Genomic DNA, 23,861 nt, shown 5'->3' with positions numbered 1-23,861 from the left:
GGCGCGAAGAAGAATGATTGGCGGCTTCGCCGCCCTTTCTCGCTATTTCTCTGCGCTCTCTGCGCTCTCTGCGCGAAACTTTTTCTTTCGCGTCTTCGCGTCTTCGCGTGAACCCCTTCTTCCTCAAGATGCCAGCGCCCATTGTCTTTGCTCCCACGCGAATCTGCGCTAAGCGCCGCCCCCATGACCGACAGCACGCCCACCGCCGAAACCCGCGACTATCGCGACACCGTCTTCTTGCCCAAGACCGACTTCCCGATGAAGGCCGGCCTGCCGCAGAAGGAACCGCTGATTCTGGCGAAATGGGTCGAGGGCAATCTGGAAGGCCAGATTCGCGAAAGCCGCAAGGGCCGCGACCAGTTCATCCTCCACGACGGCCCGCCCTACGCCAATGGCGACATGCACATCGGCCATGCGCTCAACCATATCCTCAAGGACATGGTCGTCCGCACCCAGACGCTGAAGGGCAAGGACGCGCCTTACGTCCCCGGCTGGGACTGCCACGGCCTGCCGATCGAGTGGAAGGTCGAAGAGCAATATCGCAAGAAAAAGCTCAACAAGGACGAGGTTCCGGTCGAGGAATTCCGCGCCGAATGCCGCGCCTATGCGCAGCATTGGGTCGATACCCAGCGCGAGCAGCTGAAGCGCCTCGGCATCGGCGGCGACTGGGACCATCCCTACCTCACGATGGATTATGAGGCCGAAGCCACCATCGTGCGCGAGCTGCTCAAATTCGCCGCCAACGACATGCTCTATCGCGGCGCCAAGCCGGTGATGTGGTCGCCGGTCGAAAAGACCGCGCTCGCCGAGGCCGAGGTCGAATATGAGGATATCGTCTCGACCCAGATCGACGTCGCGTTCGAGATTGTTGAGAGCCCGGTTCCCGAGCTGGTCGGCGCTTATGCGGTGATCTGGACGACCACGCCGTGGACGATCCCGGTCAACCAGGCCTTGGCCTATGGGCCGGAGGTCGAATATTGTCTTTATGAGATCACCGCTCACGTCGACGCGCCCCATTTGAATGGCAAACGGGTTCTCATCGCGAAAGAACTCTACGAGGCATTTCGCGCGCGCATCGAGCGCCACGTTCGAATGCTGCCGTCTGCGGCTGACTGGCCCGCGGAAGATCCGATTGTTGAGTTTGACGATTTCCTTTTCGAAACGTCCGTGCTCGATGGCGGCTTCTGCAACGTACGCGGCGCCGACCTCGCCGGCACCGTCGCGCGCCATCCGATGCACGCGCTCGGCGGCTTCTTCGCGCGCCCGCGGCCCTTCCTCGCGGGCGATTTCGTCACCACCGACAGCGGCACCGGGCTCGTCCATATGTCGCCCGACCATGGCGAGGATGATTTCGACCTGTGCAAGGCGAACGGCATCGACCCCGTGTTCGCGGTCGAGGGCGACGGCAAATATCGTGAGGATTGGGGCTGGCTCGGCGGCCAGGGCAGCGTCATCAACCCCAAGTTCAACGCCCCCGACGGCCCGATCTGCACCGACCTGCGCGAATCCGGTGGCCTCCTTGCCGCCAGCGCCGATTACCAGCATAGCTACCCGCACAGCTGGCGCTCGAAGGCGAAGGTCATCTATCGCTGCACCCCGCAATGGTTCGTGCCGATGGACCGGGTGATGACGCATATCGAACCCAAGGCGCCGCGCGAACAGCGCTGGGAATCCGAAGGCGGCGCGATCAACCCCGCCGAGGAGGACCTGTGCGCCGCGCCAACGCTGCGGCAGGCCGCGATGCAGGCGATCGACGACACGCGCTTCGTCCCCGAAAAGGGCCGCAACCGCATCGGGTCGATGGTCAAGGACCGCCCCGACTGGGTGCTGTCGCGCCAGCGCGCTTGGGGCGTGCCGATCACGCTCTTCGTCGACCGCAAGACCGGCCACTATCTCAACGACCCGCAAGTCAACGACCGCATCATCGCGGCGGTGAAGGCGGGCGGCGTCGACGCATGGAGCGACGCGCGTGCGCAGGAGTATCTGGGCGACGCCTATGACGCCGCCGATTACGAACGCATCGTCGACATTCTCGACGTCTGGTTCGATTCGGGCTGCACCCACGCCTTCGTACTCGAAAGCGGCCGCTGGCCCGCGCTCGTCCGCCACGACGGCGGCACTCACAGCGCCGACCTCTATCTCGAGGGCAGCGACCAGCATCGCGGCTGGTTCCAGTCGTCGCTGCTCGAAAGCTGCGGCACGCGCGGGCAGGCGCCGTACAAGGCGGTGCTCACCCACGGCTTCACGATGGACAGCAAGGGCCTCAAACAGTCGAAATCGGTCGGCAACACCACCGATCCGGTCAAGGTGATGCAGACCAACGGCGCCGACATCATCCGCCTGTGGGCACTGTCGGTCGATTTCACCGAGGACCACCGCATCGGCGACGAAATCCTCAAGGGCGTCGCCGACCAGTATCGCAAGCTGCGCAACACCTTCCGCTACCTGCTCGGCGCGCTCGACGGGTTCAGCGAGGAGGAAGAGCTCAAAAACTACGCATCCTTGCCCGAGTTGGAACGGCACATCCTCAGCCGGCTGTCGATGCTGGATAGCCAGCTCAAGCAGGCGGTCGATGATTTCGACTTCAACACATACACGCGGTTGCTGACCGACTTTTGCAACGAGGATCTGTCGGCCTTCTATTTCGACATCCGCAAGGACGTCCTCTACTGCGACCTCGGCCCCGCGGCGCCGCTCGGCACCGACACGCGCCGCGCCTATCGCAGCGTGCTCGACATCCTGTTCCACGCGCTCGTCCGCTACGCCGCGCCGGTACTCGTGTTCACCGCCGAAGAAGTGTGGGGCACGCGCTACCCCGACGGCGGCAGCGTCCACCTGCTCGAATGGCCGGAAATCGCCGACAGCTGGTACGATGACGATCGCGACGGATGGTGGCTCGATATCCGCGAAGCACGCCGCACGGTGACCGAAGCGATCGAACCGCTGCGCCGCGAAAAAATCGTCCGCTCCAGTCTCGAAGCACGGGTCTCGATGCCCGAGGTGCCGAATCTGAGCGCCGAAGCCATGGCCGAAATCGCCATCACCGCCGCGGTCACCTATGGCGGCGACACAGTGACGGTCACCCCCACCACCGACCATAAATGCGGCCGCTGCTGGCGCCACCTGCCCGAGGTCGTCGAGGACGGCGCCTTGTGCAATCGCTGCGACACGGTATTGAGCTAAGCCATGTCCAGCACCCGTTCGCCGCACCTGAAGTTCGGCCTGATCATCGCCGCCGTCGCCTTCCTGCTCGACCAGATCAGCAAGTGGATCGTCATCACCCCGCTCTCGCTCGAGGCGAAGCGCGTGATCGACATCTTGCCGATCTTCCGCCTGACCTGGGCGGAAAATACCGGCATCTCGCTGTCTTTGTTCGCCGACGGGGGCGAGACGATGCGCTGGATCCTCGTCGCGGTCACCGCCGCGGTGGCCAGCGCGGTGTTGATCTGGATGACCCGCGAAAAGGCGCGAGGAGACGTCTTCGCGCTCGCGCTGATCTTCGGCGGCGCGCTCGGCAATATCGTCGACCGCGTCCGCTTCGGCTATGTCGTCGACTTCGCCGACCTGCATTTCGGCGATTTCCGCCCCTTCCTCATCTTCAACGTCGCCGATGCCTGCATCACCATCGGGGTGCTTTTGCTGGTTGCGCGCGCGCTGCTCTTGGGCGAAAAGGCCCCGAAGGCGGGCGACCAGCCCGCCGCCGATTAAACGGGGCGTACAGGAGTGATTTTCAAGTGAACCGGACCACCGCCATTCTTGCCGCCGCCCTGGCCGCATCGACGCTGTCGGCCTGCGGGTCGAACAATCTGTTCAGCCGCGACCGTCCCGACGAAATGCGCGTGTCGCGCCAGGCACCGCTGATCGTGCCGCCCGACTATTCGCTCGTCCCGCCCGCGCCGGGCGCGGCACGTCCCGGCGGCGAAACCACCGCCGAACAGACGCTCCGCACCCTTTTCGGCGGCCCCGCCCCGCGCAGCACGACCGAAAGCGCCGTCATCGGCAGCGCCGACGGCGCCCGCGCCGACCCCGGCATCCGCAGCCAGGTCGGCAGCCCGACCACCGAGGTCGTCGACAAGGGTCTCGTCACCCGCGACATCCTCGTCTCGCCCGAAGGCGACGGCCGCGACGCGCAGGCGGCGATTCCGGGAGCGTAAGGCTCCAAGATTTTCGCGCAGAGAACGCAGAGATAGGAATTGGGCGGCTTTAGCCGCCCTTTTTCATCCCCTTTTCTCTGCGGACTCTGCGCCTCTGCGCGAAACTAAAATCGAGCCGGCCTTTCGGCTCACCCGAACAGCAGCGCGCCCCTCGAAATCTCACACAAAGGCACGAAGAAAATCCGGTATCGATCAGCTGAACAGGCTCGACAGGATGAACATCGCGGCCAGGCTTTCGACCATCGCGCGCGAGGCATGGCCGAAGGCTTTCAGACGCCCGCACACCAGATGCTGGTTGAACCAGGCGGTCTGCAGGAAACCGAACCACAAAAGCCCGAACAGCGCCAGCGCGCCGCCCGCGAGCACCGACCAGTCATGGCCCTGCTTGATCAGGATCACCGCGGTTCCCAGCATCATCGCGAGTACCGCGGCGACATAGCATTGGCTGTAAAAGGGGGCGCGCAGCGTGGCGCGATCGACCTGCAGCCCCTGCGCGCGCACCATCCGCGTCGCCATCATCACCGGGAACAGGCTGTACAGCACGATGCGCAGGAGGATCAGGTCGGTATTCGTGCTGACCAGCGCCGACAGCCCGACCTTGCTCGCCACCACCGCGTCGTTGCCGACCAGCGCGATCTCGGCGGCGTGGACGATGATCAGCGATAGCAGCAGGAACAGCGGCGGGCTCAGCGTGTCGGTATATTGCTGGTCGGACACATCGCCCTGCTCGACGTCCGAATAATCCATCATCTTGAGCGGGTGCACGAGCACCCGCCACAGGGTGACCGGATAGAAGACCAGCCACGACATCACCTCGTACAGAAGCTCGTCGAGCGATTGCAGGAGGTTGAAGAAGTTCATGCGGCATCCTCGACCGGCGACGCTTGCCCTTTGGAAAGCCAGCGCGCGAAATTGCGGACCGTTGTCGGCTGGCTCCGGTCCCAATTCGCCCAGCGTTTCCAGTCGAGGCCGCGGCTGTTGCAATAATGCTCGAGCCAGTCCTGCGGCTCCTCATCGTCGATCGGCAGGTCTTTGAGGAAATCGTCGTCGGGATGCGGGGTCAGCCCCACCGGCCAATAGGCCCATTCGGGCAGCAACTCGTCCCAGAGGAACTCCGCCACGTCGCGCTCGCAATCGCCGGCCAGCATGGCAATGAACCGTTCGCGCCCGACATTGTCGCGCCGGGCCGCCAGCGCCGCCGCCTGCCGTTTGTCACGGCGCGCGGCGATGAGCGAATAGATCAGGAACAGGGCGACGCAGCCGGCGGCGAACCACCAGCCGCTCAAGCCCGGACCCCCGCCTCCTCGACGCCCGCGCTGTTGTGGCGCAGCGCCTTCAGCACCGTGTCGACGATCTGCGGCGCGTTCAGCCCCGCCGCGTCATATTGTTTGTCGGGCGAATCCTGGTCCTGGAAGGCGTCGGGCAGACGCATCGTGCGCAGCTTCAGCCCCGCGTCGATCAGCCCCTCGTCGCTCGCCAGCGTCAGCACATGCGCGCCGAGCCCGCCGACACTATTCTCTTCGATCGTCACGCACACCTCATGGTTCGCGAGCGTCTTGCGGATCAGTTCCTCGTCGAGCGGCTTGGCGAAGCGCAGGTCGATGACGCTGGTCGACAGCCCGCGCGCTTCGAGCGTGTCCGCCGCCTTCAGCGCCTCGGCGAGCCTTGTGCCGAGCGACAGAATCGCGACGGTCTTGCCACTGCGCACGACGCGCCCCTTGCCGATCTCCAGCTTTTGGGGAACTTCGGGCAACGCCACCCCGGTGCCATTGCCGCGCGGATAGCGGAACGCGATCGGCCCATCGTCATATTCGGCGGCGGTATAGGTCATATGGACCAGTTCGGCCTCGTCGGCCGCCGCCATCACGACAAAATTGGGCAAGGTCGCCAGATAGGTGACGTCGAACGACCCCGCATGGGTCGATCCGTCGGCGCCGACCAGCCCCGCGCGATCGATCGCGAAACGCACCGGCAAATTCTGGATCGCGACGTCATGGACGACCTGATCATAAGCGCGCTGGAGGAAGGTCGAATAGATGGCGCAGAACGGCCGCATCCCCTGCGCCGCCAATCCGGCGGCAAAGGTCACCGCATGCTGTTCGGCGATGCCGACGTCGAAGGTCCGGGTCGGATGCGCCTTGGCGAATTTATCGACCCCCGTGCCCGACGGCATCGCCGCGGTGATCGCGACGATGCGCGGGTCGGTGTCGGCGAGCTTCGCCAGCGTTTCGCCGAACACATTCTGATACGCCGGCGGTCCCGGCGGCGCCTTCGCCTGCTCGCCGGTGATCACGTCGAATTTCTGGACGCCATGATATTTGTCGGCAGCGGCCTCGGCAGGGGCATAGCCCTTGCCCTTCACCGTCACCGCATGGATCAGCACCGGGCCATGGTCGCTGTCGCGCACATTCTCCAGCACCGGGATCAGATGGTCGAGATTGTGACCGTCGATCGGCCCGACATAATAAAAGCCGAGTTCCTCGAACAGCGTCCCGCCCATCGCCATGCCGCGCGCATATTCGTCGGTCTTCTTCGCCGCCTTGTGCAGCGGCTCGGGCAGCTTGCGCGCAAAGCGCCGCGCGATCTCGCGCAGCTCGACGAACGGCCGCGACGATACCAGCTTGGCGAGGTACGCGCTGAGCCCCCCAACCGGCGGCGCGATCGACATGTCGTTGTCGTTGAGGATGACGATCAGCCGGTTGCCCGCCGCGGCGGCGTTGTTCATCGCCTCATAGGCCATGCCCGCCGACATCGACCCGTCGCCGATCACCGCGATCGCGCGGCCCGGCTGATCCTTCAGCTTGTTGGCGATCGCAAAGCCGAGCGCGGCACTGATCGAGGTCGAGCTATGCGCGGCGCCGAACGGGTCATACTCGCTCTCGCTACGCTTGGTGAAGCCCGACAACCCGCCGCCGGTGCGCAGGGTGCGGATGCGATCGCGGCGCCCGGTGATGATCTTGTGCGGATAGCATTGGTGGCCGACGTCCCAGACGATCTTGTCGCGCGGCGTCTCGAACACATAATGGAGCGCGGTGGTCAGCTCGACGACGCCAAGCCCCGAGCCCAGATGCCCGCCCGTCGTCCCGACCGCCGAAATCATCTCGGCGCGCAGTTCGTCGGCGAACTGGCGGAGGTCTTCGGGCTTCAGCTTGCGGAGGTCGGCGGGGACATCCACCGTGTCGAGCAGCGGTGTTTGCGGGCGATCGGTCATCGCCCGGTCATACTGGCAAGTGCCGATAGTGTCGAACGAAAAGGGCGCGCGCCGGGGGCCTCCGTCCACCGCGCACGCGGGGCGCACCAAATTGTTTCGAGTTGCATTTCGCGCGCCGATCGCCTCAGATTTGCGGCAGCATCCGCCGACGCGGCGCGGCGAAAAGGATCGGGACATGACGACGGGAAAGACACGGGTTTCGATGATCGGCGCGGCCGGCGCCGCGGCGGCGGCGCTGCTCCTGACGCCGGTGATCGCCGTGGCGCAGAGCGGCGCCGACGATGCCTTTGCCGGCCCCTATGCCGGCGCCAGCTGGTCGCTGAAAAAGGTCAAAAACGGCGCCGGCCAGTGCATGATGATCGTCAATCACGGTGCGATGGGGCTCGACGCGGCGGGGACGAAAACCGTCAAGGAACGTTACGGGTCCGGCGGCGTGGCGCTGATCGAATGGAAGGGCGGCTGCAACGCCGACGGGCTGATCAGCGGACCCGGCACGCTCTACATCGACCTCGACGAGACCGGCGACTTTTTCTCCAAACGCTTCATCGGCACCGCCGACCGCGGCGTGCTGAACGGCCCGGTCGGCTATAACGCCTATTATGACGTCGACGCCGACGAATATGACGAACTCGACCCCGACCAGCCGGTGACCTTCGTCAACGGCTGCAACAACTGGAACGGCAAGCAGCCGAGCAGTTGCGACGCCGGCCAGTCGGACCGGCTGCGCGGCCAGCATATGGCAAGCCGCGGCGGTTCGACCGCCAGGCCGGCCCCTGCGGCCACGAAACCGGTCGCTGCGACACCGGCAAAACCCGTCGGCCCGGTGGCCGTCGACATTCCCCCGTCCGAAACGGGCCATCTCAACGAAGAGCAGAATGCCGCCGCCGCCGCCTGGCTCAAGGCCGACACCGAGGCGCGGCGTATCCAGGCCGAAAAGGTCGCCGATTTCGAACGCAAACAGGCCGACTTCAACAAGAAACAGGCCGATTATGAAAAGCAGCAGGCCGACTATCGCGCCGCCGTCGCCGCGCACCAGGCCGAGGTCGCGCGCGTCGCCAAGGCCAATGCGGACATCGACGCCTGCAACAAGGGCGACCGCTCGCGCTGCCCGGCGCCGAACTGACCCGGCGACGCTGTACGCCGCCTGACCGCGTCGGCCCCTCCGTCAGCCGCTGCGCGGCTGCCAAAAGACCGCCATTCCCCAGAGAGGGCGGTCCTGCCCTGCATCCTATTTGGCGTCGGTGTCCTCGGCGCCATCAGCCGGCGGCCCCGCCCGTTTCGCGACGTCGACCTGCGCATAGAGCCCACGCACCATCAGGTCGGTGAACACCAGCATCACCCCGACCATACCGAGCAACAGCACGACCGCGATGACCGGCAGCGGCCCGACGCTGGCGACCATGCCGCGCCGCTCGAGCAGCGCAAGCCCGGCGGCGCCAGCCATCAGCGCATAGCCGACGAACCGCGGGATCCGGCTCATGCCCATGTTCTTTCGGTGACGTCACGACGGAACAACGGGACAGCCATGGCGTCGGCGCCTATGTCGCGCCGCGCAACATCGGGCGCGGGATTGTAATGATTGCAGGCCATGACACGCTGCATGGGAACTAAATCCCCCGTCGGCAAGTCTCTGTCTTTCCAAGCCCCCATCCTTCGCATACACCCCCTGCACGAGGGGCAAGACCATAGGAACCTAACGCTTTATGCCGATGCCCGCCTTTCTCCCCCGCCTTGCGCTTCCGGCGCTGCTGCTTTGCGGCGCCGCCCCTGCCCAGGCGATGGACGGCCCCGCGCTCGGCTATGACCTCGCAGGCCTGAGCGCCGAGATCGCGCCCGGCCGCCCGGCGCCCCGCACCACGCCCACCGCCTATCTGCAGGACCGCGACATCGACGAGGCGATTCTGCTCCCCGCCGCCTCGCCCGAAGGCGACGACAGCGACCGCAAATGGTCGCGCGACTATATTTCGGTCGCCGGCGGGGTGATCACCGCGCCGAGTTACAACGGCTCCGACGACCGCGTCGTCCTGCCCGCCTTCTACGTGCGCGGCCGGCTCAGCGGCTTTTCCTTCTCGACCCGCGGCACCAATTTGCAGGTCGACCTGATCCGCCAGAAGCGCGGGCAAAAGACCGACCTGAAATTCGGCCCGATCATCAACCTGCGCAGCGACCGCACCGGCCGCATCAAGGATGCCCAGGTCGAGGCGCTCGGCGAAAAGAAGATGGCGGTCGAACTCGGCCTGTCGGCGGGCGTCACCCACACCGGCATCGTCACCAGCGGTTACGACCAGGTCGGTTTCCGCGTCGTCGGGCTCGCCGACATTTCGGGCAAGCACGGCAGCTGGGTCGTCTCGCCGACCATCGATTATGGCACCCCGCTGTCGAAACGGGCCTTCATCGGCATGTCGGCGTCGGTGAACATCTATGGCAAGGGTTTTGGCCGCTATTATTTCGACGTCGACCCGGTCGGCAGCGCCGCGAGCGGCCTGCCCGTCTATACCGGCGCGGGGAACAAGGTCACCGCGGGCAAATATACGATCGGCCTCGCGGGCGCCTATGGCCTGTCGGGCGATTTGCGCAAAGGCTTCGTGCTGATCGGCGGCGCCCAATATGGCCGGATGCTCGGCCGCTACGCCGATTCGCCGATCGTCGCCGACGCGGGCAGCGCCGACCAGTGGCTCGGCGGCATCGGCCTCGCCTATCAATTCTAGACGGGGACCCGTCCGTCCCCATCTTCGTTCCGGGGGGAAGCGAAGTGGCAGAAGACCAGATATTGCGCCTGATCCCGTGGTTCTTCGCGGGGATCGGCCTGCTGTTCGCGAGCATCGGCCTCGCCATGGCCAAAAAGGAAATGCGCGGCCGCCGCTGGCACGAGGTCGAGGGCCGGATCGTCGGCCATGACAGCCATTGGAGCAGCGACAGCGACGGCGACCGCACGCTGATGCACACCGCGACGATCGAATATCGGCTCGCGGGCGTCACGAAACAAATTCCCGACAGCCTGTCGACCAACCACCCCAAAGCGGTCGGCAGCATCATGCGCGTCCGCTACAACCCCGACGATCCCCATGACGTCATGATATGGGCGCCGATGCGCAACGGCTGCTTCATCGGCCTGTTTGTCGGCCTCGGCTCGCTGTTCGCGCTGGTCGGCGGGGTTTGGATCGCCTTCACGATGATCGGCTGACGCGTCAGGCCAGCCCCGCCATCCGCAGCCGCGCCTTCATCGCCGCGACGAACAGCCGCACCGACGGCAGCGCGGCGCGCGACGGTTCGAACAGCAGGTGGACGGGCAGCGCGGGCGGCTGATCACCGGCGAGCAAGGATATCAGCCGCCCGGCGTCGACCGCGTCCATCACCTGGTAACTCAGCAGGTTCGCGATCCCCACCCCCGCTTCGGCCGCCGCCATCGCGCCGTCGACCGTGTTGACCACCAGCCGTGGCCGCGCCTCGAGCTTCAGCCGCGTGCCGGCGAACTGCCATTCGCCCCCTGCGCGCGGCCCGTCCATCGCGATCAGCGCGTGATCGGCGAGGTCGCCGACCACCGCCGGGGCGCCCTGCCGCGCGAGATAGGCGGGGCTCGCGACCAGCATCTGCCGCACCGCGCCGATGCGCACCGCTTTCAGCGCCGAATCGGCGAGCGGCCCGATGCGCAGCGCGACGTCGATCCCCTCCTCGACGATCCGGACGTTGCGGTCGACCAGCATCATCCGCGCGGTCAGCGCATCATGTTCGGCGAGCAGGGCACTCACCACCGGCAGCATATGCAGCCGCCCGAACATCACCGGCGCGGTCAGGTACAGCTGGCCGCGCGGTTCGGCCGCCGCACCGCGCACCGCGCGCTCGGCGCCCGCGAGGTCGCCGAGGATGCGCCGCGCTTCGCCGAGAAACGCCGCGCCGGCGTCGGTCAGCACCACCGCGCGGGTCGAGCGGTGGAACAGGCTCGTCCCCAGCCTGTCCTCGAGCGCGGCGATGCCGCGCGTCACCGCGGGCGGCGAATGGCCCAGCTTGCGCGCCGCGGCGGCGAAGCCGCCCTCGCCCGCGACGGCGACGAACATCTCCAGCGTCAGCAAGCGGTCCATCGATTATTCCATTTTCCGGAATGAAGTTCTGCAATCTTCGCCGATTATCGCCATTCAGGCAACGACCTAGATCGGCGCGGCGAAAGGAGGCGACCGATGGCACGCAATTACCGGACCACCCTCTTCAACGAAGACGTCCGCAAGCTGCAGGAAATCCACGGCTCGCGCGCCGCCTATGCCAAGCTCGACGCGGGCGCCGACGGCACGCCCGATGCGCTGACCGACAAGGAAATCTCGTTCATGGCCCTGCGCGACAGCTTCTACATGGCCAGCGTCACCGCCGACGGCTGGCCCTATATGCAGCATCGCGGCGGCCCCGCCGGTTTCCTGCGCCCTGTCGCGGGCAACCGGGTCGGCTTCGCCGACTATCGCGGCAACAAGCAATATATCAGCACCGCCAACCTGCTGCACGACGACCGCGTCTCGCTGTTCCTGATGGACTATCCGAACAAGGACCGGTTGAAGCTGATCGGCCATGCGCACAGCGTCGAGCTGGCCGACGATCCCGAGCTGGTCACCTCGCTGATGCCCACCGGCTATCGCGCGGTGCCCGAGCGCGCCTTCCTGATCGACGTCGTCGGCTGGGAATGGAATTGCTCGCAGCATATCACCCCGCGCTTCACCGAGGCCGAAATTTCGGCGGCGATCCAGCCGATGGCCGCCGAACTCAACCAGCTGCGCGCCGAAATCGCCGCGCTTCGTTCCGCAAAGGAAGAACAATGACGACAGCCTCGCCGCGCCCGCTCACTTTGGGCGCCCACCATATCGGCCTCGCGGTGCGCGACATCGCCGAGGCGCGCGACTTCTTCGTCGACGCGCTCGGCTTCACGGTCGCCGCCGAACGCCCCGACTATCCCGCGATCTTCGTCTCCGACGGCACCATCTTGCTCACCCTGTGGCAGGTCGCCGATCCCGCATCGGCGACGCCCTTCGACCGCCGCGCCAATGTCGGCCTGCACCATCTCGCGCTGCAGGTCGCCGATCTGCCCACGCTGCGCACCGTCTTCGCGCGCGTCGAAGGTCACCCCGGCGTCCGGATCGAATTCGCCCCCGAACCGATCCGCGAGGGCGCGGCGACGCATCATTTCATCTGTGCGATGCCCGGCGGACTCCGTATCGAGTTCGCGACCCCCTTCGCCTGAAAGGACAAGATCATGCCCTATGTGAACATCAAGATCACCCGCGAGGGCGCGACGCCCGAGCAGAAAGCCGAACTGATCGCCGGCGTCACCGACCTGCTCCAGCGCGTGCTCGCCAAGAACCCCGCGACCACCGTCGTCACGATCGACGAGGTCGAGCTCGAAAATTGGGGCATCGGCGGCCTGCCCGTCCGCGATTACCGCGCCGCGCAGGCGGCGAAGGCGGCCAAGCCATGACCGCGAACAACAGCGCCCCCGCCTTCGCGCTGATCATGCTGCTCACCGGCATCGGCATCCCGATCCTGGCCGCGCTCAACGGCGGGCTCGGTACGCGGCTCGGCAGCCCGATGGCGGCGTCGATGATCCTGTTCGGGCTCGCCTTCCTCATCGCGACGGCCGGTGCGTTGATGACCGGCTCGGTCGGGCAGATTCGCTTCACGTCGGATATCCCGCCGCAATTCTACTTCGGCGGGCTGTTCGTCGCTTTCTATGTGATCGCGGTGACCTTCATCGCGCCGAAGTTCGGGGTCGGCAATGCGATCTTCTTCGTCCTCGTCGGCCAGCTGGTCAGCGCCGCGACGATCGACCATTTCGGCCTGTTCGGCGCGATGCGCTCGGCGATCGACCTGAAGCGCATCGCGGGCATCGGACTGATGGTCGCAGGGGTCTGGCTCGCAAGGCGGACGGTCTAAAATCCTCCCTGTGGCGAAGCCATGGGGAGGGGGACCGTCGCCGAAGGCGATGGTGGAGGGGCCGCAACGCCACGTCATAGCCCCTCCGTCAGCGCTTCGCGCTGCCACCTCCCCATCGCTTCGCGACAGGGAGGATTCAGCTACCGCCGCTTGTAGGTCCAGCGCATCGCCTTCGACCCGTCGATCAGCGAGATCGTCGCGGTCAGCGTTTCGCCGTCGCGCGCATAGGTGATGCGCTGCGGATAATCATGCGCGGCATTATCGAAGGTCGCATGCGCCGCGCCATGCTCGGCCAGCGCGAACGCCACCGCCGAACCGCCGCCGGGCCGCGCGATATAGGTCGGCGTGCCGTCGGTGCCCGGCTGCAGCATCAGGAATTCGAACGCCTGCGCCTTGTCGCCCGCCCCCGACAGGCTGTGGCCGATCATGACCCCGCCGCGCGGGTCCGACCAGCTCTCCTCGCTCCATTCATCGCCCGCGTCCCTGACCCACGCCCCCGCCATCCACGCGAGATCGCCGACCGTGGCGGCCGGGGCCGAACCCGGGGCCGCCGCCATCAGCAACATCGCCGCCATCGCCGCCGTCATGCTTTTCATCATCGCTTCCTCCCCGCCGCAACTCGGCGCTGACCCCGTCTGCCGCCGCCGCCGCCGCGCGTCTTGAACCGATGCGACAAAAAGCGTCTAAAGCGCGCATGGACTATCGCGAGTTCGCCCCGCCCCCCACGCTCGCCGGGCTGGTCAAGGCACGCTGGACGCTCGCGGGCGGCGGCGACCCCGACGCGTGGATCGCCCAGCAGGCGACCCCCGACGGCTGCATCGAGCTGATCCGCCGCACCCGTGGCCGGTCGCGCTGGGACGGCGACCAGCCGACGGATTTCGTCGTCGGGCTGGTCGACCGGCCGCAGGCGTTCACGATCAGCGGCGACGCCGCTTTCGAGGCGCTACGCCTCTGGCCCTGGGCTTGGACCGCGCTCGGCGGCGCCCCGCTCGCCCAGATCACCGGCCGGTGGCAAGCCTGTCCCGCCGCCGATTTTGAGGCCATCGAACGGCGATTGTCCGCCGCTACGGACCTTGGCGTCCTCGGCCTCGCCATCATCGGCGCGCCGACCGTCGCCGCGATGAACGCCACCACCGGCATGGCGCCGCGCGCGCTCCAGCGCTGGTTCGCGGCGCATGTCGGGGTGGCGCCGCGCGCCTATCTGCGCCTGCTGCGCTTCCAGAAAGCCTTCGAGACGCTCCCCGGCGAAACGAGCCTCGCGGGCCACGCCGCCGACGGCGGGTTCGCCGACCAGGCGCATATGGCGCGCGAATTTCGCGAACTGGCCGGGGTCCCCGCACGACAGGCACGGGTGCGGGCGCGCGGGCCGTTCCTGCGCTAGGCGTCGGGGCCGCCCAACCGTTCCTTGTTGTGGCGCGTGCGCGCGACGATCACCCACAAGAGCACCGCCCAGCCGATGCCGAAGCAGATCCATCCCCAGGTCTCGGTCGGCAGCGGCCCCAGCACCAGCGGCCCGCCGTTCTGCGGCCAGGCCCATAACCCCAGCGAGGCGAAGACGAAGATCAGGCCCAGCATGCGCGGGGCGCGGGCGATGCCGCGCAATTCGCTGCGATAGGCGGCGCGCGCGTCGGCATCGGACAGGTCGGGCCGGGTCATGCCGCCACCGCCAGCCGCGCCGCGAACGCCGCGCGCGCCGCCTGCACCGCGCCGAACTGGCGCTCGATCCATTCGAAAAAGGGCGTCATCGCGTCGCCGAGCGACACCCCGAGCGGGGTCAGATGATATTCGACATGCGGCGGCACCGTCATGAAATCGTGCCGCTCGACCAGCCCATTGGCCTCCAACGCCCGCAACGTCTGCGTCAGCATCTTCTGGCTGATCCCGCCGACCCGCCGTTTCAGCTCGCCGTTGCGGCTGTGGCCCTGCGCGATCACCAACAGGATCAGCAGGCTCCAGCGGTCGCCGACGAGGTCGAGAATCTCGCGCGACGGGCAATTCGCGTCGCACGGATCGACTTTGCCTACCCAGTCCGGAACACTCATATCGATAGTTACCTCAAGGTGCGTACTTCACTTTTGGTTCCTACCCTATCATCTCCCGTTGCGCAAGCCGCCGGGACCCTTCCCGGCATCAGCAAAGGACGACAGACATGACCCAGGTAGCGATCATCCATCATTCGGGCTTCGGCCACACCGCGGTCCTCGCCGCCGACGTCGCGCGCGGCGTCGAAGCCGCGGGCGCCACCCCGGTTCTGCTCGCGATCGAGCCCGGCCAGACGAACTTCGACGAATTCTTCGCCATCGCCGCCGAATCGGACGCGCTCATCTTCGGTACCCCGACCTATATGGGCACCGTTTCGGCGCCGATGAAGGCGTTCATGGACGCCAGCGCCGCCGTCTATTTCACCAAGCAGTGGAAGGACAAGCTCGCCGCCGCCTTCACCGTCTCGGGCTCGCCCTCGGGCGATAAGCTCAACACGCTGACGACGCTCGCCATCTTCGCGGCGCAGCACGCGATGCTGTGGATCGGCACCGGCCAGAATCCGGGCAACAACGACGACACCAGCGCCGCGACCGACGTCGAAAACCGCCTCGGCAGCTTCCTCGGCGCGATGGCGCAGGCGGCGAACGACAGCGCCGAGGTCACCCCGAAAGCCGGCGACCGCGCCACCGCCCATTCGCTTGGCCGGCGCGTCGCCGCGGCCGCCGCCCGCTGGCAGGCGGGCGCGCGCGAAAGCGTCGCCGCGGCGTGATCGCGACGCGACCCGCGCGCTGCTCGATCGGCGGCGCGCGGGCGACGGTCACATCTTGTGCGCGGGCGCCGGCACGGCCTTTGCCGCGACCGCGCGATGCGGCGCGGCGCTATGCTTCGCGGCGACGCGATGCTTCGCGACATGATGCTTCGCGGCGTGGTGCTTCACGGCGTGATGCTTCGTCGCGACGCGATGCTTGGCTGCGGCATGATGCCTCGCCGGCGCGCGATGCGCGGCGACGGCATGGCCTTCGCGTTGCATGCAATTGTCGGTCACCGACTTCGAGCAAAAAGGTGTCGCATTCTGCGCGGTTGCGGCCGTGCCCGACAGCGCCAACAGGGCTGCCGCGCCGATTGCCGCGAGTTTGGTCATCTGCATGATAAGCCTTCCTTCATCCTGTGGAGAGGGTGGCATCTATCGCACAGCCATCATGGCGGCAGCGCGTCCGTAACATTACAATCCTGCAATGGAGCCGGCGGCGGCTAGTCGGCGGCCGCCGGCAAATGGGCGACGATCGCGCGCAGCGCCGCGACGTGGCGGTCCAGCGCCTTTCCGCCTTCGCGGGTCAGCGAGGCCCAAGTGCGTTGCCGCCCGCCCTCGGACGCCTTCTTCAGCCGGACATAGCCGGCATCGCTCAGCGCCGAGAGATGCTTCGAAAGCACCGAATCGCTGACCTTGACCAGTTCGCGCAGCCTGGCGAATTCCATATCGCTGACCGTGCTGAGCAGCGCCGCGATCTGCAACCGCGCCGGCGCGTGCAGCAACATGTCGATGCCGTCCATCGTCACGCGCCCTTCAACAGTTCGCGGTCATAGACGCGCGTCCACCACAGGCTCATCGCCAGCGCCACGACAAAGGCGAAGCCCGCGATCCCCAACTTCACGAGCAAGCCGAGACCATAGGATCGCGCGTAAATCTCACCACCCATCGCGCCGAGCATCAACGCGACAAGCGTGAGCGTCAGCGGCAGCGTCCGCCCCTTGCGATAGCCGTTGACGAAGACCCCATAGCGTTTGCGATCGTCGGTGACGAGCCAGGCGACCGCCGCCATCGGGAACACCATCAACAGCAACGACCACGGTTGGCCGAACCCCTGCCCCAGCACCAGCGCCGCCATCACCGCGGCAAAGGCGGCGTGCCGCCACAGCGGATATTTCGGCCCGCTGCGCGCCAGTTCGCGCCGCGCCTCGGCCATCGAGTCGAGCGCCGCCTGGGCTTCGATCGGGTTCATCACAGACCTCCTTTACTTTCCAATATGGAAAGCAATAGGCGTCACTTTCCGATTCGGCAAGTGATAATTTTCCAATTTGGAAAGTGAAGCGTCAGCCGGGCACGATCCGCACCGGCATATGGACGAATCCGTGCAGGAACGGGCTCGCCAGCCGCTCGGCCTCGCCCTGCGGCTCGATCCGGATACCGCGGTCGACGATCTCCTCGATCAGCGTGCACAGCTGGATTTCGGCGAGCCGCGCCCCGACGCAGCGGTGGATGCCGTGCCCGAACGCGACATGCCGCCGCGCATTGTCGCGGCGCACGTCGAAGCGCTCGGCGTCGGGAAACACGCTCTCGTCGCGGTTCGCCGAGATGTACCAGAGGATCACCTTCTCGCCCTTGCGCAAGTTTTGCCCGCCCAGTTCGACATCTTCGGTGCAGGTGCGCCGCATATGCGTCACCGGCGACTGCCAGCGGATGATCTCCTGCGCCGCATTGGGGATCAGCGACGCGTCGGCGCGCAGCCGCTCGAGCTCGCCCGGATAGCGATGCAGCGCCTCGACCAGCCCGCTCATCGAATTGCGCGTCGTGTCGTTGCCGCCGACGATCAGCAGCGCGATATTGGCGAGCCGCTCCATCGGGTTCAGGCTGCCCATCGCCTCGCTGTGCACCATCCGCGACAGCAAATCGTCGCTCGGCGGCATCGCCTTGCGCTTGGCGAATTCGGCGTCGAAGCGCGCGAGCATCGCGGTCATCTCGGCCATCCACTGCGCGCGATATTCCTCGGTCGCGGTCTCGGGCGAGACATTGCCGCCATAGTCCGACCAGCGCTTGAGGTCGTGCCGCTCTTCCCACGGGAAATCGAACAATATGCACAGCATGCCGATCGTCAGCGGCACCGACACGCTTTCGACCCAGTCGAACGTCTCGCCCACCGGCAGCGCGTCGAACAATTCGCGCGTGCGCTGGCGCACCACCTTCTCGCGCTCGGCCATCTGGCTCGGGTTGAACGCGGGGGCGATCACCTTGCGCTGCGCGGTGTGCACCGGCGGGTCGGCGGCGATGAAGTTGGGCAGGTTCGACTGCGGCGGCGGGTCGGCGATGACGATATTGCCATTCTCCCACGACGAAGAAAAGACCGTCGGGTTCAGCTCGACCGCCTGCACCAGCGCATGGCTGACCACCGACCAGTAACCGCCATAGGGACTGTCGGGACACCAGCTCACCGGCATCGCGGCGCGCAGATGGGCAAAGGGTTCGCGCCATGTGTCGTCCGTATAAAGCGCGAGGTCGCTGACATCGACCGGCGCGATCGCCCGCGCGTCTTCGAGTACCGAAGCCATATCTCTCTCCCTTTATGTTTTTCGGTCCGACCCTAACCGTATCGGCTCCAACCGCAAGTCGGCGCATCCGCCCGGCGCCAGGTCGAAACCGTCGGCGCGCTGATAGGTGTAGAGGCTGAAGCGGCTCGTCCAGCCGGGGTCGGCAACCTCCGCGGTCCATCGCCCCGGCGCGGCGCGGAGCAGCGCCTTGCCCGCCGTATCGGTGCGCACGGTCCGCTCGCGCTCGCCGCCCGCATGACGCAGCCGCACGCGAACCCCGCGCATCGCATCGCCCTGTTCGTTCGCGACGAGCAGCGCGATCGTGCCGGGGCCGCGCCGCGGTTTCGCGGCGAGCGCGCGCACCTCGGCTTCGACCGCCGCGCCGCCGCCATTCGGATCGCTCCCGCCGATCGTCAGCCGACCGTTCTCGCGCGTCAGGAACAGGATATTGCGCCGTCCATCGTCGGGCGTCCCGCGCCCGCTGTCGTTCGGCGTATAAATGCGGACGCGCGCCGGGACCGACCCCTTGTAGCGCCGCTCGACGCGCAGCGCCCAGCTCGTCCACTCCCACCCGACCCGCTCATCGGAAAGATGGCCGACAACCACCGCATCGGCGCTCGAAAAGGCCGCGCACACCCGCGGCGCGGGCGTCGCGACGATCGCCGACGACGGCACGGCGAGCGATGCCGCCGCGAGCGCGATGACCGGAGCCAGCACGCGCCACCTGACACCGGGTTTCGACAAGCCCATCATCGCACCAGCTCCCGCCGCCCGCTCGGCGCGGGTCTCGCGAAGGCGACTATGCCACGCTTGCCGAGCGAGTCCAGCGGACGCACGGTCGCGGCCCGTTTCGCCCTCCTTCGTGCCTTTGCGCCTTTGTGTGAGATTATCCTTGTCTCACACAGAGGCACAAAGGCACGACGAAGACGGCCGAATATTTGACGGAGAAATGATGACCGACCCCCGCGCCCTTATCGCCAAGCTCAACCTCGCCCCGCATCCCGAGGGTGGCTGGTACCGCGAGACCTGGCGCGGCCCGCCCGGTCCCGACGGCCGCGCGAGCGGCACCGCGATCCATTTCCTGCTCGAAGCCGGACAAAGCTCGCACTGGCACAAGGTCGATGCCGAGGAAATCTGGCTGTGGCATGCGGGATCGCCGCTCACCCTGTCGCTCGCCGCGACCGACGCCGACAACCCCGCCCTCCACCGCCTCGGCCCCGACGCGCTCGCAGGCGAACAACCGCAGATCCGCGTCCCCGCGCACCACTGGCAGGCCGCTTTCGCCCCGCACGGCTGGGCGCTGGTCAGCTGCCTCGTCGTCCCCGGCTTCGACTTCGCCGGCTTCACCCTCGCCCCGCCGGGCTGGTGCCCCGGCGCGTGACGCATCAGATGCCGTCGTCGCGATCTTTCGGCCGGAAAGGCGTATGCGCCTCCAGCCGGTTGCACAGCTGAACGAACAGCGACTGCCAAGTCGGCGTGTTGCCGAGCCGGGTCTCGATCCAATGCCGGTTAGCAATAAGGAATTGCGTCGCGGGCAAGGCGCTCGTGGCCACGCCGACGACGACCGCAGCGGCACTTATTTGGGGAGCGACCACCGCGGTCGCCGCGATTCCGGCCAGCGTCGTGCGCGGATGGTTCAGCGCCACCGCAAACGCCTCGATCACCAGATTCTGCGCGGTGTCGCTGCTCCATCGCGTCCGCCGGTCGGCGGGGTCGGGGACGGCGGGCGCCAGATCGGCGGCCTCGATCACCACCGCGGCAACGCCTTCGACCAATGCCCCAGCAGCGTCGGCAGCGCGCGCCAGGGTCCGGATCGCGTCGGGCTCCAGCGGCGCCGGCTGGGCGTCAGGACCGCGCTGCGCGGTATCGAGCGCCATCAGCACCGGATCGAGCCCCACCGCCATATTATGCGCCGAACGCCAGCTCTGGCCGTCGAGCAGCACCGCGTCGGCCAGCGGCGCCAGCATCGTGTCGGGACGCGCATAGCCCGCCAGTTCCTGCCGCAGCCGCTCGCCGCGCTGGACGAACAGGCTGGGCCGCATCGTTTCTATGCCGTCGCCCGCAGCCTCCAGATAGGCTTCGAGCATCGCGATCATCCGCGCGCCCGCATTGCTGCCCTGACACTCCGCCAGCATCGCCCGCGCCAGCGCCGCCGCCTCGGCATGCCGATCGCGCGCCTCGGCATCGGTGCGCAAAGTGTCGGCCAGAGCCGCCGCGTCGATCGCGATCCGGCCGTCGGCGGCGGTCCGAAAGCGGACGGCGTGGCGGGCCTGCTCGGGCAAGGCCGCGGCTTCGTCTTTGGGCAGTGGGGTCGCCCGTGCCCTCGCCTCGTCGATCCAGCCCTGCAGCGTGACATTCACATACGCCGCACCATGGTTCCAGAAATCCTCGTCGGTCGCTTGGATCAAGCGATCTAGAATCGCCCGATCTTCAGATGAATCTTGATCCCCGGGGATTTCGAAGCCGGAAGCGTTGCCTAACAATCGTCGTTCAAGCCAATCCGTCCAAACCTCATAGCTTGGATGCAACGTTTTCAGACTGGCTCCGGCTACAAACCAAGCACGCCGCCAGCCAGCGTCGTCGTTCAGAAAAAGCCAAATCGGCGCCGACGCCAGAAGCTCCGGAGCATCTATGGGACTGGATTGGACTTGAAGCCAGTTCTCGTCGCCCCATAGGGCCGCCCAAATGCTATGCAAATCCGTGGCAAGGTGGGCCGCACCTATGAACCCTTGGCCATATCCAACTGCATAGCCATGATCCATTCCCGCTGGCGCGGACGCCACCATGGCGTTGCAGGCGACGGCATAAGCCGTACCCATCGCATCGTGGAAGCCGTCAATCTGGGAATATCTGGCTTCGCCCTGCGCCCGGTAGATTGGCGAGCGCTGAAATGCCTCGTAAGCCCGTCGAGCAGCTTCGCGACAGTCCCACGACGTATGCTTGGCCGCCGTCCATCCGACAATAGCGCAGCGCAGAAGCGATAGCGCCGAATCTTCATCCCAAATTTCATCGGCGTTGGATGGGAACGCAAATGGAATTATGCGGAGCGCCGTTCGCGCCACCAGAGCCTGCGCCCACTCATGCGGCACTGAAAGCAGCAATTCGGTGAGCTTTTGGGTCGAGCCAACCTCAATCATCGCTCCGCCCTCCCCCATTATCGGTATCGGCGCAAGAGCTAGTCTCCGCACTGCCCGACGGTGCGGCCGGCGGCTAAAGCGCTTTCCCTTCACGCCCGCCCCGCCTATAGTCCGCCCCATCCCCGGGGAGCCTGTGTGTGGAAACAGGTTGAGAGCGGAACATCCCGCGACCCGTCGAACCTGATCCCGGTAATACGGGCGGAGGGAGGGTCGGCGTTCCACTCGCGGAATCCGTTCTCGCTCCGATCACAACGGAGCGACTGCACATGGCCGACATCGACGCGAAATTCGAAACCCCCACCCCCATCGGCGTCACCACCGGCCCGATCCGCGGCAGCCGCAAGATCCACGTCGCGACCCAGACCGGCAGCGGCATCCGCGTCGCGATGCGCGAGATCGACCTCGACCCGCATTCGGGCGAGCCGCCCGTCCGCGTCTACGACACCAGCGGCCCCTACACCGACGCCAACGCCACGATCGACATCAACGCCGGCCTCCCCGAACTCCGCCGCGACTGGATCCGCAATCGCGGCGACGTCGAGGAAGTGACGCAGCGCGAAGTGAAGCCCGAGGACAATGGCCAGCTCGGCCCCGACCGCAGCGGCGGCGTCCCCGCCTTCCCCAACGTCCGCCGCCAGGTGCTGCGCGCCAAACCCGGCCAGAACGTCAGCCAGATGCACTACGCCCGCCGCGGCATCATCACGCCCGAGATGGAATATGTCGCCGAGCGCGAAAATCTCGGCCGCGCGCGCCTGTCCGAGTACAAGCGCGACGGCGAAAGCTTCGGCGCGAGCATCCCCGACTATGTCACCCCCGAATTCGTCCGCGACGAGGTCGCGCGCGGCCGCGCGATCATCCCCAGCAACATCAACCACCCCGAAAGCGAGCCGATGGCGATCGGCCGCAACTTCCTCGTCAAGATCAACGCCAATATCGGCAACAGCGCGGTCGCATCCGACGTCGCGGCCGAGGTCGACAAGATGGTCTGGTCGATCCGCTGGGGCGCCGACACCGTCATGGACCTGTCGACCGGGCGCAACATCCACGACACGCGCGAATGGATCATCCGCAATTCGCCCGTCCCGATCGGCACCGTCCCCATCTATCAGGCGCTCGAAAAGGTCGGCGGCATCGCCGAGGACCTGACCTGGGAAATCTTCGCCGACACGCTGATCGAGCAGGCCGAACAGGGCGTCGATTATTTCACCATCCACGCCGGCGTCCGGCTGCCTTACGTGCCGCTCGCGGCAAAGCGCATGACCGGCATCGTGTCGCGCGGCGGCAGCATCATGGCGAAATGGTGCCTCGCGCATCACAAGGAAAGCTTCCTCTACGAACGCTTCGACGAGATCACCGAGATCATGAAGGCCTATGACGTCGCCTACAGCCTCGGCGACGGCCTGCGTCCCGGCAGCATCTACGACGCGAACGACGAGGCGCAGTTCGCCGAGCTCTACACGCTGGGCGAGCTCACCAAGCGCGCCTGGGCACAGGACGTACAGGTGATGATCGAGGGCCCGGGCCATGTCCCGATGCACAAGATCAAGGAGAATATGGAAAAGCAGCTCGAAGCGTGCGGCGAGGCGCCCTTCTACACGCTCGGGCCGCTCACCACGGACATCGCGCCGGGTTACGACCATATCACCAGCGGCATCGGCGCCGCGCAGATCGGCTGGTACGGCACCGCGATGCTTTGCTACGTCACGCCCAAGGAGCATCTGGGCCTTCCCGACCGCGACGATGTGAAGGTCGGCGTCGTGACCTACAAGCTCGCCGCGCACGCCGCCGACCTCGCCAAGGGCCACCCCGCCGCCCAGGTCCGCGACGACGCGCTATCGAAAGCCCGCTTCGAATTCCGCTGGCGCGACCAGTTCAACCTGTCGCTCGACCCCGACACGGCGGAGCAATATCACGACCAGACGCTCCCGGCCGAAGGCGCCAAGACCGCGCATTTCTGCAGCATGTGCGGCCCGAAATTCTGCTCGATGAAGATCAGCCAGGAGGTGCGCGAATTCGCGAAGTTGCAAAATCAGGACAGCGCCGGCTTCATCGCCGCCGAAGAGGCCGAGAAGGGCATGGCGAAAATGAGCGAGGTTTATGAGGAAACCGGGCGCGAGCTGTATATGGGTGCGGGTGGTAGGGAGCATGATTGAAAAGAACGTC

28 protein-coding genes and 1 riboswitch are annotated in these 23,861 nt (G+C 66.6%); of the genes, 14 read left to right on the top strand and 14 right to left on the bottom strand.

Going from position 1 to position 23,861, the window contains the following annotated elements:
• Nucleotides 1-183: 183 nt before the first annotated feature.
• From ileS to AC07U1_RS06855, 3 genes are read left to right on the top strand one after another with little or no spacing between them, the layout of a single operon-like run.
• Nucleotides 184-3,183: an isoleucine--tRNA ligase gene (gene ileS, locus AC07U1_RS06865; RefSeq protein ID WP_495177043.1), complete on the top strand. Its 3,000-nt coding sequence runs from the start codon at nucleotides 184-186 to the stop codon at nucleotides 3,181-3,183.
• A 3-nt stretch (nucleotides 3,184-3,186) separates the two neighbouring features.
• On the top strand, nucleotides 3,187-3,708 hold the full coding sequence (gene lspA, locus AC07U1_RS06860) for a signal peptidase II (protein ID WP_187139643.1): 522 nt from the start codon (nucleotides 3,187-3,189) through the stop codon (nucleotides 3,706-3,708).
• 26 nt (nucleotides 3,709-3,734) lie between these two features.
• Nucleotides 3,735-4,154, top strand: coding sequence for a DUF3035 domain-containing protein (locus AC07U1_RS06855; protein WP_187139644.1), 420 nt, complete (start codon nucleotides 3,735-3,737; stop codon nucleotides 4,152-4,154).
• A 192-nt stretch (nucleotides 4,155-4,346) separates the two neighbouring features.
• Here the strand turns inward: AC07U1_RS06855 and AC07U1_RS06850 are convergent, their stop codons facing one another.
• Genes AC07U1_RS06850 through dxs form a run of 3 tightly spaced genes read right to left on the bottom strand, consistent with a single transcriptional unit; the run spans nucleotide 4,347 to nucleotide 7,365 of the window.
• Nucleotides 4,347-5,015, bottom strand: a complete 669-nt coding sequence (locus AC07U1_RS06850; protein WP_495177044.1) for a hypothetical protein — start codon at nucleotides 5,013-5,015, stop codon at nucleotides 4,347-4,349.
• The gene (locus AC07U1_RS06845) at nucleotides 5,012-5,440 is read right to left on the bottom strand and encodes a hypothetical protein (RefSeq protein WP_187139646.1); all 429 of its coding nucleotides are present in this window, start codon (nucleotides 5,438-5,440) and stop codon (nucleotides 5,012-5,014) included. Before AC07U1_RS06845 ends, AC07U1_RS06850 begins: the two co-directional genes overlap by 4 nt.
• On the bottom strand, nucleotides 5,437-7,365 hold the full coding sequence (gene dxs, locus AC07U1_RS06840; RefSeq protein WP_187139647.1) for a 1-deoxy-D-xylulose-5-phosphate synthase: 1,929 nt from the start codon (nucleotides 7,363-7,365) through the stop codon (nucleotides 5,437-5,439). Before dxs ends, AC07U1_RS06845 begins: the two co-directional genes overlap by 4 nt.
• 175 nt (nucleotides 7,366-7,540) lie before the next feature.
• Between dxs and AC07U1_RS06835 the strand changes: the two genes are divergently transcribed.
• A complete protein-coding gene (locus AC07U1_RS06835; RefSeq protein WP_495177045.1) occupies nucleotides 7,541-8,488 on the top strand; it encodes a hypothetical protein in 948 nt (315 codons plus the stop codon).
• 105 nt (nucleotides 8,489-8,593) lie between these two features.
• On the opposite strand, the gene AC07U1_RS06830 is transcribed toward AC07U1_RS06835, so the two are convergent.
• Nucleotides 8,594-8,845, bottom strand: coding sequence for a hypothetical protein (locus AC07U1_RS06830; protein ID WP_495177046.1), 252 nt, complete (start codon nucleotides 8,843-8,845; stop codon nucleotides 8,594-8,596).
• A 223-nt stretch (nucleotides 8,846-9,068) separates the two neighbouring features.
• Here AC07U1_RS06830 and AC07U1_RS06825 point away from each other — a divergent pair, with 223 nt between their 5' ends.
• Both AC07U1_RS06825 and AC07U1_RS06820 read left to right on the top strand, forming a co-directional pair.
• Entirely contained in the window at nucleotides 9,069-10,073 is a 1,005-nt protein-coding gene (locus tag AC07U1_RS06825; RefSeq protein ID WP_495177047.1) for a MipA/OmpV family protein, read from the top strand.
• 44 nt (nucleotides 10,074-10,117) lie between these two features.
• Nucleotides 10,118-10,549: a DUF3592 domain-containing protein gene (locus AC07U1_RS06820; protein ID WP_162248525.1), complete on the top strand. Its 432-nt coding sequence runs from the start codon at nucleotides 10,118-10,120 to the stop codon at nucleotides 10,547-10,549.
• A gap of 4 nt (nucleotides 10,550-10,553) precedes the next feature.
• Here the strand turns inward: AC07U1_RS06820 and AC07U1_RS06815 are convergent, their stop codons facing one another.
• On the bottom strand, nucleotides 10,554-11,444 hold the full coding sequence (locus AC07U1_RS06815; RefSeq protein ID WP_056342464.1) for a LysR substrate-binding domain-containing protein: 891 nt from the start codon (nucleotides 11,442-11,444) through the stop codon (nucleotides 10,554-10,556).
• A 96-nt stretch (nucleotides 11,445-11,540) separates the two neighbouring features.
• Between AC07U1_RS06815 and AC07U1_RS06810 the strand changes: the two genes are divergently transcribed.
• Genes AC07U1_RS06810 through AC07U1_RS06795 form a run of 4 tightly spaced genes read left to right on the top strand, consistent with a single transcriptional unit; the run spans nucleotide 11,541 to nucleotide 13,275 of the window.
• Nucleotides 11,541-12,167, top strand: coding sequence for a pyridoxamine 5'-phosphate oxidase family protein (locus AC07U1_RS06810; protein WP_492737699.1), 627 nt, complete (start codon nucleotides 11,541-11,543; stop codon nucleotides 12,165-12,167).
• Nucleotides 12,164-12,586 carry a VOC family protein gene (locus AC07U1_RS06805; RefSeq protein WP_495177048.1) on the top strand — a complete coding sequence of 141 codons (423 nt, stop codon included), beginning with the start codon at nucleotides 12,164-12,166 and terminating at the stop codon, nucleotides 12,584-12,586. The genes AC07U1_RS06810 and AC07U1_RS06805 overlap by 4 nt, the downstream gene beginning before the upstream one ends.
• A gap of 12 nt (nucleotides 12,587-12,598) precedes the next feature.
• Nucleotides 12,599-12,820 (top strand): tautomerase family protein, encoded by a 222-nt coding sequence (locus tag AC07U1_RS06800; protein WP_495177049.1) that lies wholly within the window; start codon nucleotides 12,599-12,601, stop codon nucleotides 12,818-12,820.
• Complete coding sequence (locus tag AC07U1_RS06795) at nucleotides 12,817-13,275, top strand: DMT family transporter (RefSeq protein ID WP_495177050.1); 459 nt, start codon at nucleotides 12,817-12,819, stop codon at nucleotides 13,273-13,275. Before AC07U1_RS06800 ends, AC07U1_RS06795 begins: the two co-directional genes overlap by 4 nt.
• A gap of 140 nt (nucleotides 13,276-13,415) precedes the next feature.
• Here the strand turns inward: AC07U1_RS06795 and AC07U1_RS06790 are convergent, their stop codons facing one another.
• Nucleotides 13,416-13,871, bottom strand: coding sequence for a DUF6265 family protein (locus AC07U1_RS06790; protein WP_495197669.1), 456 nt, complete (start codon nucleotides 13,869-13,871; stop codon nucleotides 13,416-13,418).
• Nucleotides 13,872-13,969: 98 nt separating this feature from the next.
• On the opposite strand from AC07U1_RS06790, the gene AC07U1_RS06785 reads away from it, so the two are divergent.
• Nucleotides 13,970-14,656, top strand: a complete 687-nt coding sequence (locus AC07U1_RS06785; protein ID WP_495177052.1) for a helix-turn-helix domain-containing protein — start codon at nucleotides 13,970-13,972, stop codon at nucleotides 14,654-14,656.
• Here the strand turns inward: AC07U1_RS06785 and AC07U1_RS06780 are convergent.
• Together AC07U1_RS06780 and AC07U1_RS06775 are read right to left on the bottom strand one after the other, a co-directional pair.
• Complete coding sequence (locus AC07U1_RS06780) at nucleotides 14,653-14,931, bottom strand: hypothetical protein (protein WP_495177053.1); 279 nt, start codon at nucleotides 14,929-14,931, stop codon at nucleotides 14,653-14,655. The two genes, AC07U1_RS06785 and AC07U1_RS06780, sit on opposite strands and share 4 nt — an antisense overlap.
• Nucleotides 14,928-15,317, bottom strand: coding sequence for a winged helix-turn-helix transcriptional regulator (locus AC07U1_RS06775; RefSeq protein WP_187139659.1), 390 nt, complete (start codon nucleotides 15,315-15,317; stop codon nucleotides 14,928-14,930). The genes AC07U1_RS06780 and AC07U1_RS06775 overlap by 4 nt, the downstream gene beginning before the upstream one ends.
• A gap of 107 nt (nucleotides 15,318-15,424) precedes the next feature.
• Between AC07U1_RS06775 and AC07U1_RS06770 the strand changes: the two genes are divergently transcribed.
• A complete protein-coding gene (locus AC07U1_RS06770) occupies nucleotides 15,425-16,027 on the top strand; it encodes a flavodoxin family protein (RefSeq protein ID WP_492737718.1) in 603 nt (200 codons plus the stop codon).
• 48 nt (nucleotides 16,028-16,075) lie between these two features.
• Here AC07U1_RS06770 and AC07U1_RS06765 read toward each other — a convergent pair whose 3' ends face one another.
• The 5 genes from AC07U1_RS06765 to AC07U1_RS06745 all read right to left on the bottom strand — a co-directional run bounded on the left by AC07U1_RS06765 (nucleotide 16,076) and on the right by AC07U1_RS06745 (nucleotide 19,314).
• Entirely contained in the window at nucleotides 16,076-16,405 is a 330-nt protein-coding gene (locus AC07U1_RS06765; protein ID WP_495177054.1) for a hypothetical protein, read from the bottom strand.
• Nucleotides 16,406-16,509: 104 nt separating this feature from the next.
• Nucleotides 16,510-16,809: a transcriptional regulator gene (locus tag AC07U1_RS06760; RefSeq protein ID WP_056342434.1), complete on the bottom strand. Its 300-nt coding sequence runs from the start codon at nucleotides 16,807-16,809 to the stop codon at nucleotides 16,510-16,512.
• A 2-nt stretch (nucleotides 16,810-16,811) separates the two neighbouring features.
• On the bottom strand, nucleotides 16,812-17,258 hold the full coding sequence (locus tag AC07U1_RS06755) for a hypothetical protein (RefSeq protein ID WP_495177055.1): 447 nt from the start codon (nucleotides 17,256-17,258) through the stop codon (nucleotides 16,812-16,814).
• A gap of 91 nt (nucleotides 17,259-17,349) precedes the next feature.
• Nucleotides 17,350-18,582, bottom strand: a complete 1,233-nt coding sequence (locus tag AC07U1_RS06750) for a cytochrome P450 (RefSeq protein ID WP_495177056.1) — start codon at nucleotides 18,580-18,582, stop codon at nucleotides 17,350-17,352.
• 12 nt (nucleotides 18,583-18,594) lie between these two features.
• Nucleotides 18,595-19,314, bottom strand: a complete 720-nt coding sequence (locus AC07U1_RS06745; RefSeq protein WP_495177057.1) for a hypothetical protein — start codon at nucleotides 19,312-19,314, stop codon at nucleotides 18,595-18,597.
• A 199-nt stretch (nucleotides 19,315-19,513) separates the two neighbouring features.
• Between AC07U1_RS06745 and AC07U1_RS06740 the strand changes: the two genes are divergently transcribed.
• Nucleotides 19,514-19,942 (top strand): cupin domain-containing protein, encoded by a 429-nt coding sequence (locus AC07U1_RS06740; protein ID WP_495177476.1) that lies wholly within the window; start codon nucleotides 19,514-19,516, stop codon nucleotides 19,940-19,942.
• Between the two features lie 4 nt (nucleotides 19,943-19,946).
• Here the strand turns inward: AC07U1_RS06740 and AC07U1_RS06735 are convergent, their stop codons facing one another.
• Nucleotides 19,947-21,698: a hypothetical protein gene (locus tag AC07U1_RS06735; protein WP_495197668.1), complete on the bottom strand. Its 1,752-nt coding sequence runs from the start codon at nucleotides 21,696-21,698 to the stop codon at nucleotides 19,947-19,949.
• Between the two features lie 113 nt (nucleotides 21,699-21,811).
• Nucleotides 21,812-21,922: riboswitch (TPP riboswitch) on the top strand.
• Between the two features lie 42 nt (nucleotides 21,923-21,964).
• On the opposite strand from AC07U1_RS06735, the gene thiC reads away from it, so the two are divergent.
• Complete coding sequence (thiC, locus tag AC07U1_RS06730; protein ID WP_495177059.1) at nucleotides 21,965-23,851, top strand: phosphomethylpyrimidine synthase ThiC; 1,887 nt, start codon at nucleotides 21,965-21,967, stop codon at nucleotides 23,849-23,851.
• The last annotated feature ends 10 nt before the right edge of the window (nucleotides 23,852-23,861 follow it).

This window comes from Sphingopyxis sp. GW821-FHT02C12, assembly GCF_059421785.1.
Note: the sequence above shows the minus strand (reverse complement) of the source record. Positions and strands in the feature narration are given on the sequence as shown.

What these genes read in the sequence shown, in the direction of transcription:
- AC07U1_RS06765 (WP_495177054.1), bottom strand. Translation starts at nt 16,405, where the DNA reads ATGCAGATGACCAAACTCGCGGCAATCGGCGCGGCAGCCCTGTTGGCG.
- AC07U1_RS06825 (WP_495177047.1), top strand. Translation starts at nt 9,069, where the DNA reads ATGCCGATGCCCGCCTTTCTCCCCCGCCTTGCGCTTCCGGCGCTGCTG.
- AC07U1_RS06790 (WP_495197669.1), bottom strand. Translation starts at nt 13,871, where the DNA reads ATGAAAAGCATGACGGCGGCGATGGCGGCGATGTTGCTGATGGCGGCG.
- AC07U1_RS06835 (WP_495177045.1), top strand. Translation starts at nt 7,541, where the DNA reads ATGACGACGGGAAAGACACGGGTTTCGATGATCGGCGCGGCCGGCGCC.
- AC07U1_RS06775 (WP_187139659.1), bottom strand. Translation starts at nt 15,317, where the DNA reads ATGAGTGTTCCGGACTGGGTAGGCAAAGTCGATCCGTGCGACGCGAAT.
- AC07U1_RS06780 (WP_495177053.1), bottom strand. Translation starts at nt 14,931, where the DNA reads ATGACCCGGCCCGACCTGTCCGATGCCGACGCGCGCGCCGCCTATCGC.
- lspA (WP_187139643.1), top strand. Translation starts at nt 3,187, where the DNA reads ATGTCCAGCACCCGTTCGCCGCACCTGAAGTTCGGCCTGATCATCGCC.
- AC07U1_RS06810 (WP_492737699.1), top strand. Translation starts at nt 11,541, where the DNA reads ATGGCACGCAATTACCGGACCACCCTCTTCAACGAAGACGTCCGCAAG.
- AC07U1_RS06850 (WP_495177044.1), bottom strand. Translation starts at nt 5,015, where the DNA reads ATGAACTTCTTCAACCTCCTGCAATCGCTCGACGAGCTTCTGTACGAG.
- AC07U1_RS06745 (WP_495177057.1), bottom strand. Translation starts at nt 19,314, where the DNA reads ATGATGGGCTTGTCGAAACCCGGTGTCAGGTGGCGCGTGCTGGCTCCG.
- AC07U1_RS06770 (WP_492737718.1), top strand. Translation starts at nt 15,425, where the DNA reads ATGACCCAGGTAGCGATCATCCATCATTCGGGCTTCGGCCACACCGCG.
- AC07U1_RS06795 (WP_495177050.1), top strand. Translation starts at nt 12,817, where the DNA reads ATGACCGCGAACAACAGCGCCCCCGCCTTCGCGCTGATCATGCTGCTC.
- thiC (WP_495177059.1), top strand. Translation starts at nt 21,965, where the DNA reads ATGGCCGACATCGACGCGAAATTCGAAACCCCCACCCCCATCGGCGTC.
- AC07U1_RS06830 (WP_495177046.1), bottom strand. Translation starts at nt 8,845, where the DNA reads ATGAGCCGGATCCCGCGGTTCGTCGGCTATGCGCTGATGGCTGGCGCC.
- AC07U1_RS06785 (WP_495177052.1), top strand. Translation starts at nt 13,970, where the DNA reads ATGGACTATCGCGAGTTCGCCCCGCCCCCCACGCTCGCCGGGCTGGTC.
- AC07U1_RS06755 (WP_495177055.1), bottom strand. Translation starts at nt 17,258, where the DNA reads ATGAACCCGATCGAAGCCCAGGCGGCGCTCGACTCGATGGCCGAGGCG.
- ileS (WP_495177043.1), top strand. Translation starts at nt 184, where the DNA reads ATGACCGACAGCACGCCCACCGCCGAAACCCGCGACTATCGCGACACC.
- AC07U1_RS06735 (WP_495197668.1), bottom strand. Translation starts at nt 21,698, where the DNA reads ATGATTGAGGTTGGCTCGACCCAAAAGCTCACCGAATTGCTGCTTTCA.
- AC07U1_RS06815 (WP_056342464.1), bottom strand. Translation starts at nt 11,444, where the DNA reads ATGGACCGCTTGCTGACGCTGGAGATGTTCGTCGCCGTCGCGGGCGAG.
- AC07U1_RS06760 (WP_056342434.1), bottom strand. Translation starts at nt 16,809, where the DNA reads ATGGACGGCATCGACATGTTGCTGCACGCGCCGGCGCGGTTGCAGATC.
- dxs (WP_187139647.1), bottom strand. Translation starts at nt 7,365, where the DNA reads ATGACCGATCGCCCGCAAACACCGCTGCTCGACACGGTGGATGTCCCC.
- AC07U1_RS06750 (WP_495177056.1), bottom strand. Translation starts at nt 18,582, where the DNA reads ATGGCTTCGGTACTCGAAGACGCGCGGGCGATCGCGCCGGTCGATGTC.
- AC07U1_RS06805 (WP_495177048.1), top strand. Translation starts at nt 12,164, where the DNA reads ATGACGACAGCCTCGCCGCGCCCGCTCACTTTGGGCGCCCACCATATC.
- AC07U1_RS06740 (WP_495177476.1), top strand. Translation starts at nt 19,514, where the DNA reads ATGACCGACCCCCGCGCCCTTATCGCCAAGCTCAACCTCGCCCCGCAT.
- AC07U1_RS06800 (WP_495177049.1), top strand. Translation starts at nt 12,599, where the DNA reads ATGCCCTATGTGAACATCAAGATCACCCGCGAGGGCGCGACGCCCGAG.